Raw genomic sequence first — 12,801 nt, 5'->3', positions numbered from 1 at the left:
CTATTGGATATTGCACCAAATGAGATAAAAATTACGCTATAAAACATCTTATATACTTGATCATTGATATTCATGCTTCACCTTTAAAAAGTAAGCTAGCAGAAACATGCGATTTTGCATGAGCCAATAGGTAATAACTTGCTTTTTTATACTCACACAAACATAAACGACATCAAAGAACAATCCACATAAAATGAATTCATTTTTTATTGATATTTAAAGACAAAATAATAAATACAGTTTCTCTTATAACTAAAATAAAAAATAAAAAATAAAAAATACCGAAATATCGGAGATTTCATTTATATCAGTGCCAATGTTTTATTGATAAAATAAAATATTCATTCCCACTCAATTGTCCAGGTAAGGCGTAAGCTATTGATAAGTATGTGTAGTATCGATTACCTAAAAGGTTTATACCGTCTTATATACCGTCACAAGAACAAAGTGACTAAAAACCGCGCAGTATTCGGTTATAGTTAGCAACAGCAGACTTATAGCCAGTAACCGTAGCCTGACACATTACAAGATGTTTGACTACTTCGTCAGCTTCTCCCCCGATCCTGAGAAAAAACTCACTATTCTCTGTTGAAAGTTCGGCTCTCGCTTCTGAATCATTGCCGCTGACGCCTCCGGAAGTTGTAGTTGTGCTGCTACAGGTACCGGCTTTAACTACTGCTCACTTTTAGACCATAATTGACATATTCACTTCTTAATAGATATATTTCCCCCACTGCTTCTGAACGTTACTTTTAGTAATCTGATGCTGCTCTTATCGTTCGAAGAATTGGCAGAGATGTTGGTTTTATATTTATAATTCAAGTAGATTAGAACTACAGGTGAGTCTCTGCAATTTAATAAAATTAACTATATACAAATGACATTTAATATTTTCACTATAAATAAATTAAGTTTTTAATATATTGTGAAACTCTGCCTCCAGCAGCGAATACTCGATAATTCTAGTTCAACAATAGAGAAGATGACTATGAAGGGGCATATTTCTAACACAGCCTCACAATAGGTTGCGAGGCTGATATTTTCATTACAATTAATGGCCGTCGAAATCAACCAAGCTGTAACAAGTAATCCCTTGCTGGTTCAGGCGATCTTCGCCACCCAGATCGTGTAAATTAATCACAAACGCAGCATCAGTCACTTCACCACCCAGTCGACGAATGAGCTTAACCGTCGCTTCAATCGTCCCGCCAGTAGCCAGTAAATCATCAATAACCAGGACTTTGTCGCCCGGTTGAATACTGTCAGTATGAATTTCAAGTTTGTCAGTACCGTATTCTAACTCGTAGCTTTCGCTGATGGTTGCACGTGGTAACTTGCCGGGCTTACGAACTGGAACAAAACCAACCCCAAGAGACAAAGCGACTGGCGCACCGAACAAAAAACCACGGGCCTCAGTGCCCACGACTTTCGTCACGCCCTTATCCAGATAGCGTTCAGTCAGTAGCTCAATGCTGCCGGCGTAGGCTAATGGATCTTCCAGCAAACTGGTCACATCACGGAACAGTATTCCCGTTTTCGGATAATCAGGGATAGTTTTGATACTGTTTTTAATATATTCAAGCTGTTGTGCTGTATTAGGTGCAGTAGCGGTCATAATTTGTGCCTGATAAAACTGCTGTACATACTAAAGCGCGGTCAATCGATGTTAAAATGGTATCAATTGAGTAACTCATTCTATCTACTCGCCACACTTCGACAGAGTAAATGACTGTGCCCTTAGCTCTAAGGACGCAACGAGGGAAGATCCCGCACACGAAAACGCTCAAATCTATGCAAACTGGCATAAAAATGCAACTGATGTGAGCGACTCAGTGCCTTTTTTGTTGCGATAGGTCAATAACTGGCATCCGCAACATAAATATCAATAATAGCGTTAATATCACCAACAATAAGCTTCTGACCCACCAAATTTTCACCAGCCAAAGTGAAACGGCAAAAGTGAGGACGGTGACCAATATTGCTTTCCATTTAACGCCGGGAGGCAAAGCTCGATGTTGTTGCCAGGTGCGTATATAACCACCAAACCATGAGCGATGAAGCAGCCAATGATGAAAGTGGAGAGAGGAACGTGCAAAACACCACGTGGCCAGTAGCAAAAATGGCGTAGTGGGTAAAAGAGGAAGCACGACACCTAAGGTGGCCAAAACCACGGCGAGCCAACCTAAAGCTATCAACAACCAACGAGACATAAACGCCCTTTATCATAGCATTCATTAATGTGCCTTTATCATTAACGCATGCACTCATTAGCATCAATGGGTATTCTTAGCATTATTCGTTCAAAATACCGTTTTAACCATCACCTTGCTTGTAACCTCTGGCATTCAAAGGCAAGCTGGCGGAAAGATTTCCGGGAGAAGCGCCATGAGTACAGAAAAGCTATTGCAGGTGCTTGAAAGCCAAATTGAGGCATTGTCGGCACAAGTTGGCCCACAAGCCAATACTCCGTCTCAGCAAGCACGTTTTGACCTGAATTTATTTGGTAACCATGGTAATCGTTTTCGCGATTATTTACTGGAAGTTCATAAAAACATGGCCCAGCTGAAACAGGTTGTTGCTGACAATCGCACGCAGCAGGTCGCTTTCTTGGCTGAGAAGTTGGTTGCACAAATCTCCGCCTTACAAAGAGAGTTAGCGACACAGAAGCTAAGAAAATCCAATCCTGAGCCCAAGTATAATAAATTGGATCCTTACCACAAGCTGGCTGAGCATCAAGATTATGAGCGGCGAATACTGTCTATGATTCAAGACAGAGAGAGCCAATTGGGTAAGCAAAATTTATTAACTGAGCAGCAAAAAATACAGAAAGAACTTGCCGCACTGGAGGGACGTTTAATGCGTTGCCGACAGGCGCTGATAAAAATAGAGCGCAGTATTGAGAAGAAAGAGAACGGTTTTTGAATATTTGTCACATTTTTTGAATCATTAGGGTTTCGATAGCGAATACTTTTCTATAATGTTTTATATCTACCGTCTTTCAAGTTGCAGGTGTGCTGATTGGATTCAATCTCCCAAGCCCCTTGTTTATGTGAGCTTATCGGGCTCTCTCACTTGCCGCCGTTGCACTGCTTGAAACCTATTGGGTAGATGGATTGAAATCAAGTCAGGTGGAAACCGGCAGCAAGGTATCCTCACCTGGCTTTTCTAACTCACTGAAAATCAAATATTGGCCAGATTATGTCAGTTGAAAAAGCATCACCAGAACTGCAACTGGCAGTAGATCTTATCTACTTGCTGGAATGTAATGAGATAGCGCCGGAAACGGCATTGGCAGCATTAGCTATCGTGCAACTCGATTACCAGCGCAAGCTGCGTAATCGAGTGTCTGATTAACCGTATTGTCTTGATGTGCAGCAAGGAGATACAAGCAGATATCGCCTTGCTGTGAATCATTACAAGGCGAGTGATTGAGTTTATCAATCTCACCCGTCAGATAACCTTAAGCGAGTGGCTTATTGATATCCGGCAAATCAGGTTTGGTATCCCCCATCGCAGATTTTTCAGATGGTACTGAAGGTAAACCCTGGGCATCAAATGGCCGACTTACTTCCTGAATTTCAGTACCGTCGGGCTTGTGTAAATACACATCTAACTGATTGAATGCAATATTAATGTCATTCTCACGACATAACTTATCAATCGCGCTATTTAATTCATCCACCGTATAACTGCGATCGCGTAATTCACGCACATACACACGCAACTCATGATCAAGAGTGCTAGCGCCAAAATTAAGGAAGAACACATGAGGTTCAGGGTCTGTCATGACCCGAGGATTTTCATGGGCTGCTTTTAGCAATATTTCTTTTACTTTTGCTAAATCAGAGCCATACGCAACCCCGACTTTAATAATAATTCGGGTGACGGTATCAGATAGAGACCAGTTGATCAGCCGCTCGGTTACAAAGGCCTTATTCGGAATAATCACTTCTTTACGGTCAAAATCGGTGATTGTAGTAGCACGAATTCGTATTTTGTTAACATTACCAGAGAAGGTACCGATAGTAATGGTATCGCCGATACGCACAGGCCGTTCGAACAAAATAATCAAGCCCGATACAAAGTTAGCAAAAATTTCCTGCAAGCCGAACCCCAAACCAACAGACAGAGCCGCAACCAACCACTGTAGTTTATCCCACGAAACCCCAAGCGAGCTAAGCGCAGTAATCCCCCCAACGGCGGTGATCAGATAAGTCAAAATGGTGGTAATGGCGTAAGAAGTCCCTTGGCGCAGTTGTAGCCGCGACAATATCACCACTTCAAGCAAGCCTGGCAGGTTGCGCGTCAGAATATAAGCAACCACTAACGCCATTAAAGCCACTAGCATATTTCCCAATGTGACAGACTGCACGACACTCGCACCCGCCACGGTGGTGGTGTAATGCCACAAAGAGATGCTGTCTAAATAGGAGATAACTGTTATCAAATCAGCCCAGATTGCGTAGAAACAGGTGGCGAAAATCAGGAACAGAGCCATAGTCGTCAAACGTAATGATTGCTGATTAATTTGTTCCAATGCCAATGGAGGTTCTTCTACTGGCTCCCCCCCTTCTGCGCCCTCTTTCACTAAATTTTGTCGCCGGGCGATGGCGCGACGGTAAGCTAAACGCCGCGCTGCAACCCCTAATCCACGAATGGCTGTCAGATAAACGATGTTCCACAGAAATAATAAATAGAGGCTATCAATCCAGCGGCCAGCCAGTTGCAGGGTGGTGTAGAAATATCCGGCAATCATTAACCCAATCAATATGATCGGTGTTCCCGCTATTGCAGTCACTATCACTAATCGTACCGCATGGGAGTCTTTCTCACGCCAGCTATCACGGCAGAATGGATAGACGAACAAGGCCAATAGCGCCAATGCAATGACAATGACAACCTGTCCAATAACGTCATCTACCAGCCGAAGTGGGCTTTTTTCACCCAAGGCAGACCAGAAGATAACGGGTAGCAATGCAACGCCCAAACGCACCATTTGGCGCCGATAATGCGCACATCGGTCAGGCACTATCATAAAGTGCCGCTCAGTGATGCCGCCTGGCGATAGCATGCGATATGTCAGGTCAAACACCAGCCAGAACAGGGCCAGGCGTTGGAAGAAGGTCCAGAATAAATCACTGAGATTGAAGTCTGAACGTAAACACCAATAACCTACACCCAAAATAACCAAAGCTCCGGGCAACACTTTCAGCAAAGTGAGTAAAATGGCTTTAGGTGTGTGCATTTGGCTATCATGCTTTAATTGCCCGACGTCAGAGGCCAATCTATCTAAATATTTATTAATCATGTTGTAGCGTGAGCGGATTACACCCACCACCATCAGCATGGGTATCAGGAATACCAACGACTTAATTAAACCTGCTAATACGTCATCCCATGATAGGGTAAAGTGAAAACTACTCAGTTCAGTTTTTAATGCACTCGGCAAGGCTTTCAGCCAAGACCAATCCATGGGTTTATTGCTGCTAACCCAAAATATTTGCTGTGTCAGCGTGTGTTGCAGTGACTCATTGACACTCAGCAACTGTTGCTGATTAATTTGCAGATTAATCGCCAGCGTCAGTTGGTTACCTAGCTGCTTATTTAACTGGTCTAGTAGTTCACGTCGGATATCGACTATCTGCCCCAACGCGTCTTCTACATCAGGGCTGACTTTCTCTTTGCTGTCCGTCATCAAGGATTGAATGTAGTCATCCCCTTGAAATAACTGATCTCGCTGCTGATTAATTTCAAATTGTTCAAGGCGCAAATCGGCAATGCGCGGCCCCATATTGGTAATCAAACCGGAGGTCGGCAAATTGAGTTGCTGCTGGTAGAGAATACGAGAAAGCAGCAAACTGCCGCGTAAAACGGTAATTTGCTCCTTTAAATTGCGTTCAGATTGCAGAGCGCGATCCAGCCAGTTTTTAACTCTGATATTCTGTTGTACCAGTGTGTTGCCTTCTTTAGTGGCATTAATCAATTGCTGGCTCAACTCTTTATTAATCGCCAATTCGCGGCTGACTAATGGGTCATTTTGAATATCAGTAGCATCATCGGGGACTTGCGCTTCTTTGGCTGTTTTCTCTGAAAGAATTAACCGTTTTCCGCTTACTACCTCTTGCAGTATTTGGACATAACGCTCCAGTTGGTTAATGTGCGCAGTCGTGTAATCTCGTTGTTTTTGCAGCAAATCTTGTAACGTCGTATTAGCTTCCAGATTTTTACGCTGCAAATCTAGCTGCGCGTTTAGCATGACTTGCTCAGTCAATAGCGCTTGCTGTTGGGTCGGCCGCAAAACGTCTTGATTCGGAGCCAATCCATTGAGTTGATTGCGAATCTGCATTAAACGCATCGATGCGTTATACATCGCACTTTGCACGCGTTCTGGCTGAGTTTGCAGAGAAATTAGCTGGCTGTTATAAGCGGAAAGGTCTTCTTGCGCGGATTGTAAGTCATCCAGTGTTTCATTTAGACGTGATTCCAACTGGCGCAATGAATAGTTCGCCAGGGACTCTCGAGTCAGAGTATCCGCTGAATTGTTTTTAAGTGCATCCAGCCCGTCAGTCGCCTGTCGTAATTTCGCCGGGGCCTGTGCTAATTGTTGTCTAAGTTGACTGGCTTCCTGCTTGGTACGCTCAATTGTATCAAGGTACTCCAGTGTTTTGGTCAGATCTTGTTGCGATAACTTTTCCGCTGGCGACAATATTTTTTGCTTTGATAATGCATCCAGTTGGCTCAGCACTTCACTGCGCGTCGGCACATCTATATTCATTCCAGCCGCGAAAAGTGACGGCGAAAATATCAATACAATTATAAGCAGGGTAATTATTGTCTGTAGACGTAGTAAAAATGCGCCTGTTGACAAAGAAACCGGCAAAGAAAAGGGTAAAAAATATGGATTGTGAAATCTGCTGCTCATATTTGAACTTCATTTCAACAGAGAGGCTGAAATCCTATCACGTTCAGTCTCGAGTCATAATAAGAAAAGTCTTTCAGGGCGTGAATAGCTGTAATAATGCGGGCAGTTACGCACTTACGGTGGAATCGAATGTAACAGCCCGAAATAGTGGTTGATTAGTGCATTTAATAGGCATTTTTCTTTTGCTGCTCAAAACGTCAGAACTTTCTCAGCAGCCAGTGTCCATTGAGCCAACTCAACCAAAGTCCCAATTTCTACACCATCAACCAAGGCTAACTCACTAATACCACGAGCATCCGTACAGGTTTTACATAACTTAACCGGGACATTTTGTGCCGTAAGGATTTCCAACATCTGTTGTAAGTTATAACCCTCTCGGGGCTGCTGCCCATTAAGACCGGCAATAACGGCATCAGACATTAAAAATAGGCGCAAATCGAGATCTGTCTGCTGTTCTTTCAATGCGATAGATAAACGCAGCGCGTTAAATAGCGACTCTTGGCCATATGCAGCACCATTAGCAATAACAACCAGTGAACTCGTTTTATCGCTCATATAAACATCTCCAGTTAATCCTATGTCTTTCTTAGCAATGAAACCCCGTTGCTTAGCATCTCCAGATAAGCATCAATTAATATCGGTGCCTCTTGTTTTATATCAAAACTTTCTGGCATAAAAAGCCAGTTTTCCATCAAACCTGTAATATAGGCCCTCATGATAATCGCAGCACGGCGAGTATCAAGATTGACGGAGAGCTGATTAGCATCAATACAGCCTTGCAAAACAGACTCAATTCGCTCATAACTAGCTAAATCAAGAACTTTGCGTGCATCATGGAAAGAGGTCATCTCCCCGACAAATTCACATTTATGGAATACAATTTCCATTAACGCGCGGCGGCGACAATCCTCACTTGTAGAAACAAGCACATGAATGAGTATTTCACGCAGAATGCGGAGTGGATTATCAGGATATTTTGCCTGATACTCTAATTCGAGCTGATCGACATTAGACTCTGATAACTCCCAAACTTCGTTAAACAGGTCTACCTTATTCTTGAAGTGCCAGTAAATTGCGCCACGGGTAACTCCCGCAGCGACAGCAATATCAGTAAGTGAAGTACCGGAAACACCGTGCGCAGAAAATTCCCGCACTGCGGCATCTAGAATGTGTTGCCGGGTCTCTTCGGCTTGCTGTTTGGTTTTTCGTGCCATAGCGTTGTTTTTTCGAGGGGGTGCGATTTACATACATTCACGAATGTATGTACCATAGCACGCACATATAATTTACGCAGCAATGGGTTTTAAAGCTTGTGATCCATTGAATGAAATTAAAAATCGGACACTTGAGGTTTATCTATGAGCAAAAACAGAGGGGTAATGCCTCTGGCTGCAATTCTGGTACTTTCAGGCAGCTTAGTACTTATAGGATGTAATGACAAAGATGCGGCGCAAGCCCATGCTCAACAGGCACCTGAAGTCGGCATTGTGACATTGAAAGCAGCACCACTGAATATCACAACCGAATTGCCTGGCCGTACGTCCGCATTCCGTGTTGCAGAAGTTCGTCCGCAAGTTAGCGGTATTATCCTTAAACGTAACTATGTTGAAGGCAGTGATGTCACCGCCGGAACATCACTTTATCAAATTGATCCTGCGACTTATCAGGCCGCTTATGACAGCGCAAAAGGTGACTTGGCTAAAGCGCAAGCTGCCGCTGAAATCGCTCGCCTGACCGTTAATCGCTACAAACCATTGCTCGGTACCAACTACATCAGTAAGCAAGAGTATGACCAAGCGGTGTCTGATTCTATGCAAGCCAATGCTTCCGTTCTGGCAGCAAAAGCAGCGGTAGAAAGTGCCCGTATTAACCTGGCTTATACTCAAGTGACCTCGCCAATCAGTGGCCGTACCGGTAAATCTTCAGTGACTGAAGGTGCATTGGTGACCAGTGGTCAGGCAACCGCGTTGACAACAGTCCAACAACTTGACCCGATGTACGTTGATGTTACTCAGTCAAGTGATGAGTTCCTGCGTCTGAAAAAAGAGCTGGCTGATGGCACGCTCAAACAAGAAAACGGTAAAGCTAAAGTTCGCTTGTTACTGGAGAATGGCACTGAGTACGCGGAAACCGGTACGTTGGAATTCTCTGGTGTGACCGTGGATGAAACCACCGGTTCTATCACTATCCGCGCCATATTCCCTAACCCGAATGAAGCACTGTTACCAGGGATGTTTGTCCGTGCACGCCTGGATGAAGGTGTCCGCCCTGATGCACTATTAGTGCCTCAACAAGGTGTAACCCGCAACCCACGCGGCGAAGCAACGGCCATGGTCGTTGGGGCTGATGACAAAGTTGAATTGCGTACACTGGTTGCTAATCAAGCCATTGGTAATAAATGGTTGGTGACTGACGGATTGAAAGCAGGCGATCGTCTTATTGTTTCCGGCTTGCAAAAAATCAGACCGGGTGTGCAGGTAAAAGTGCAGGAAGTTACTGACCCGGCGCAAAAAGCAGCCCCGGCTGATACAGAGAAGAAGTCTTAAAAGGAGCCGGTAATTCATGGCTAAGTTCTTTATAGATCGCCCTATTTTCGCTTGGGTTATCGCTATCATAATCATGTTAGCGGGTATCCTTGCGATCATGAAATTACCTGTTGCGCAATATCCGACCATTGCGCCACCGGCAATTACAATCTCCGCCAACTATCCTGGCGCCGATGCGACGACTGTGCAGAATACAGTTACGCAGGTTATCGAACAGAACATGAACGGTATCGATAACCTGTTGTACATGTCTTCCAGCAGTGACTCCTCCGGTAACGTTCAGTTGACGTTGACCTTTAACTCCGGCACGGATCCCGATATCGCGCAGGTTCAGGTCCAGAACAAACTGCAATTAGCCATGCCATTACTGCCGCAAGAAGTGCAGCAGCAAGGTGTGAGCGTTGAAAAGTCCAGTAGTAGCTTCCTGATGGTTGCCGGCTTTATTTCTGAAGACGGCACCATGCAGCAAGAAGATATCGCTGACTATGTCGGTTCTAACATTAAAGACCCGATCAGCCGTACCGCAGGTGTAGGTGATGTTCAGTTGTTCGGCTCCCAATACGCGATGCGTATCTGGATGGACCCGCACAAACTGAATAACTACGGTTTGACGCCGGTTGATGTTATCAACGCGATTAAAGTACAGAATAACCAGGTTGCCGCAGGGCAATTAGGGGGTACGCCACCAGTACCGGGTCAAGAACTGAACTCCTCTATTATTGCTCAGACCCGTCTGACCAATGCGGAAGAATTCAGCCAGATCATGCTGAAAGTCAATACAGATGGCTCGCAGGTTCGCCTGAAAGATGTGGCTATCGTTCAACTGGGTGCTGAAAGTTATAACATTATTGCTCGTTATAATGGTAAGCCAGCGGCAGGTATCGGTATTAAGCTGGCGACAGGGGCTAACGCCCTGAACACCTCGGCTGCGGTAAAAGCGGAACTGGCAAAATTACAGCCGTTCTTCCCGGCAGGGCTGAAAGTGGTTTACCCGTATGACACCACACCGTTCGTTAAAATCTCCATTAACGAAGTGGTTAAAACGTTGGTCGAAGCTATCATCCTGGTGTTCTTGGTCATGTATCTGTTCTTGCAAAACTTCCGCGCAACGTTGATTCCAACGATTGCGGTACCGGTCGTATTGCTCGGGACGTTCGCTATTCTTTCCGCCTTTGGCTTTTCGATAAATACCCTCACGATGTTCGGGATGGTGTTGGCGATAGGGCTATTGGTGGATGACGCCATCGTAGTGGTGGAGAACGTCGAACGTGTGATGCAAGAGGAAGGGCTACCGCCGAAAGAAGCCACTAAGAAATCCATGGAGCAAATCCAGGGTGCATTGGTGGGGATCGCGTTGGTGCTTTCTGCCGTATTTATTCCGATGGCCTTCTTCGGCGGCGCAACCGGGGCGATTTATCGTCAGTTCTCTATTACCATCGTTTCGGCCATGGTGCTCTCGGTTCTGGTGGCATTAATTCTGACCCCAGCACTGTGCGCCACCATGTTGAAACCTATCGCTAAAGGCGAACATGGCCCGAAAACCGGCTTCTTCGGTTGGTTTAACCGCATGTTCGAAAAAAGTACCCACCACTATACCGACAGTGTTGCCAATATCCTGCGCAGCACTGGCCGTTATTTGGTGATCTATCTGGCTATTGTGATTGGTATGGGCGTGTTGTTCCTGCGCTTACCCTCTTCATTCTTGCCGGAAGAAGATCAGGGCGTGTTCCTGACCATGGTACAAATGCCTGCGGGTGCGACCCAAGAACGAACTCAGAACGTCCTGAATCAGGTTACTGACTATTATCTCGACAAAGAAAAAGACGTGGTTAACTCAGTATTTACCGTTAACGGCTTCGGTTTCAGCGGTCAGGGTCAGAATACCGGTCTGGCATTCGTGAGTTTGAAAAACTGGGATGAACGCCCTGGTGAGCAAAACAAAGTTCCGGCCATTGTGGGCCGTGCCTCCGCGGCTTTCTCGCAAATTAAAGACGGTTTGGTGTTTGCCTTTAACTTGCCTGCGATTGTGGAATTAGGTACCGCTACCGGCTTTGACTTCCAGTTAATTGACCAAGGTAACGTGGGGCATCAGAAATTAACGGAAGCCCGTAACCAACTGCTTGGAATGGCAGCGCAACACCCAGATATGCTGGTGGGTATGCGGCCAAATGGGCTGGAAGATACACCTCAGTTCAAAGTCGAAGTCGATCAGGAAAAAGCACAAGCGCTGGGCGTGGCAATTTCTGATATCAATACCACCTTGGGTTCAGCCATGGGCGGCAGCTATGTAAACGACTTTATCGACCGCGGTCGTGTGAAGAAAGTTTATGTGCAGGCGGATGCTCCATTCCGTATGTTACCGGATGATATTGATAAGTGGTATGTCCGTAACAACCTAGGTCAGATGGTGTCATTTGCCACCTTCTCCACTGCCAAATGGGAATACGGCTCACCGCGACTGGAACGTTATAACGGCTTACCTTCCATGGAAATTCTGGGTCAGGCCGCTCCGGGCAAAAGTACCGGTGAAGCTATGGACCTGATGCAAGAATTGGCCGCTAAATTACCAAGTGGCGTGGGTTATGACTGGACGGGTATGTCCTATCAGGAACGTTTGTCGGGTAACCAGGCTCCAGCGCTGTATGCCATCTCACTGATTGTGGTCTTCTTGTGTCTGGCGGCGTTGTATGAAAGCTGGTCAATTCCATTCTCTGTGATGTTGGTGGTGCCACTGGGTGTGGTCGGTGCGTTAATTGCCGCCTCTCTGCGTGGGCTGGAAAATGACGTTTACTTCCAGGTGGGCTTATTGACCACCATTGGGCTATCGGCCAAGAACGCCATCTTGATTGTTGAGTTCGCTAAAGACTTGATGGATAAAGAAGGCAAAGGTTTGGTGGAATCAACCTTAGAAGCCGTGCGTATGCGTCTGCGTCCAATCTTGATGACCTCACTGGCCTTTATTCTTGGGGTTATGCCGCTGGTTATCAGTAGCGGTGCAGGTTCTGGTGCACAGAATGCGGTCGGTACCGGTGTAATGGGCGGTATGATAACCGCGACAGTACTGGCTATCTTCTTTGTTCCGGTGTTCTTCGTGGTGGTTCGCCGCCGCTTTAGCCGGAAAAGTGAAGATGTAGAACATGCACATGCGGTTGACCATAAGGTGAAATAAACCTTATTCGCAATAAATAATGTCGTACTAAAAAGGCCGCTCAGTCTAAACTCAGCGGCCTTTTTCTTTGTCATTGGTCTGATCCTCACATTGGGCCAGCAGAACACAGGGTATAAATGCCCCCTTAAAGCAGCCAATTCCGCCAGAGCGTTTATATTGTGATC

General features: G+C 45.5%; 9 protein-coding genes. 4 read left to right on the top strand and 5 right to left on the bottom strand.

The genetic code is table 11. From position 1 onward, the window contains the following. Positions 1-1,051 precede the first annotated feature (1,051 nt). On the bottom strand, positions 1,052-1,615 hold the full coding sequence (gene apt / locus FTA91_RS00385) for an adenine phosphoribosyltransferase (protein WP_050113304.1): 564 nt from the start codon (positions 1,613-1,615) through the stop codon (positions 1,052-1,054). A 214-nt stretch (positions 1,616-1,829) separates the two neighbouring features. Beyond that, entirely contained in the window at positions 1,830-2,210 is a 381-nt protein-coding gene (locus FTA91_RS00380) for a DUF454 family protein (protein ID WP_145535339.1), read from the bottom strand. Between the two features lie 175 nt (positions 2,211-2,385). Between FTA91_RS00380 and priC the strand changes: the two genes are divergently transcribed. Together priC and rsmS are read left to right on the top strand one after the other, a co-directional pair. Then, on the top strand, positions 2,386-2,922 hold the full coding sequence (gene priC, locus FTA91_RS00375; RefSeq protein WP_050113302.1) for a primosomal replication protein PriC: 537 nt from the start codon (positions 2,386-2,388) through the stop codon (positions 2,920-2,922). Between the two features lie 276 nt (positions 2,923-3,198). Beyond that, positions 3,199-3,354 (top strand): pleiotropic regulatory protein RsmS, encoded by a 156-nt coding sequence (gene rsmS, locus FTA91_RS00370; protein ID WP_050113301.1) that lies wholly within the window; start codon positions 3,199-3,201, stop codon positions 3,352-3,354. A gap of 106 nt (positions 3,355-3,460) precedes the next feature. Here rsmS and mscK read toward each other — a convergent pair whose 3' ends face one another. From mscK to acrR, 3 genes are all read right to left on the bottom strand, one after another. Further along, entirely contained in the window at positions 3,461-6,922 is a 3,462-nt protein-coding gene (gene mscK / locus FTA91_RS00365; RefSeq protein ID WP_174634787.1) for a mechanosensitive channel MscK, read from the bottom strand. Positions 6,923-7,111: 189 nt separating this feature from the next. Next, the gene (locus FTA91_RS00360; RefSeq protein ID WP_145535342.1) at positions 7,112-7,477 is read right to left on the bottom strand and encodes a DsrE/DsrF/TusD sulfur relay family protein; all 366 of its coding nucleotides are present in this window, start codon (positions 7,475-7,477) and stop codon (positions 7,112-7,114) included. 20 nt (positions 7,478-7,497) lie between these two features. Beyond that, entirely contained in the window at positions 7,498-8,136 is a 639-nt protein-coding gene (gene acrR / locus FTA91_RS00355; RefSeq protein WP_145535345.1) for a multidrug efflux transporter transcriptional repressor AcrR, read from the bottom strand. Positions 8,137-8,280: 144 nt separating this feature from the next. Between acrR and acrA the strand changes: the two genes are divergently transcribed. Both acrA and acrB read left to right on the top strand, forming a co-directional pair. Further along, positions 8,281-9,468, top strand: a complete 1,188-nt coding sequence (acrA, locus tag FTA91_RS00350; protein ID WP_050113297.1) for an efflux RND transporter adaptor subunit AcrA — start codon at positions 8,281-8,283, stop codon at positions 9,466-9,468. Positions 9,469-9,484: 16 nt separating this feature from the next. Beyond that, a complete protein-coding gene (acrB, locus tag FTA91_RS00345) occupies positions 9,485-12,637 on the top strand; it encodes an efflux RND transporter permease AcrB (RefSeq protein ID WP_050113296.1) in 3,153 nt (1,050 codons plus the stop codon). Positions 12,638-12,801: the final 164 nt, after the last annotated feature.

The sequence above is a fragment of the Yersinia thracica genome (assembly GCF_902170565.1).
GTDB classification, from domain to species: domain Bacteria; phylum Pseudomonadota; class Gammaproteobacteria; order Enterobacterales; family Enterobacteriaceae; genus Yersinia; species Yersinia thracica.
The sequence above is the reverse complement of the archived record's forward strand: the minus strand, read 5'-3'. Positions and strand labels throughout refer to the sequence as shown.

Excerpts from the sequence above, each read along its gene's own strand:
- acrR (WP_145535345.1), bottom strand. The coding sequence starts at position 8,136 with ATGGCACGAAAAACCAAACAGCAAGCCGAAGAGACCCGGCAACACATT.
- mscK (WP_174634787.1), bottom strand. The coding sequence starts at position 6,922 with ATGAGCAGCAGATTTCACAATCCATATTTTTTACCCTTTTCTTTGCCG.
- FTA91_RS00380 (WP_145535339.1), bottom strand. The coding sequence starts at position 2,210 with ATGTCTCGTTGGTTGTTGATAGCTTTAGGTTGGCTCGCCGTGGTTTTG.
- rsmS (WP_050113301.1), top strand. The coding sequence starts at position 3,199 with ATGTCAGTTGAAAAAGCATCACCAGAACTGCAACTGGCAGTAGATCTT.
- priC (WP_050113302.1), top strand. The coding sequence starts at position 2,386 with ATGAGTACAGAAAAGCTATTGCAGGTGCTTGAAAGCCAAATTGAGGCA.
- apt (WP_050113304.1), bottom strand. The coding sequence starts at position 1,615 with ATGACCGCTACTGCACCTAATACAGCACAACAGCTTGAATATATTAAA.
- acrA (WP_050113297.1), top strand. The coding sequence starts at position 8,281 with ATGAGCAAAAACAGAGGGGTAATGCCTCTGGCTGCAATTCTGGTACTT.
- acrB (WP_050113296.1), top strand. The coding sequence starts at position 9,485 with ATGGCTAAGTTCTTTATAGATCGCCCTATTTTCGCTTGGGTTATCGCT.
- FTA91_RS00360 (WP_145535342.1), bottom strand. The coding sequence starts at position 7,477 with ATGAGCGATAAAACGAGTTCACTGGTTGTTATTGCTAATGGTGCTGCA.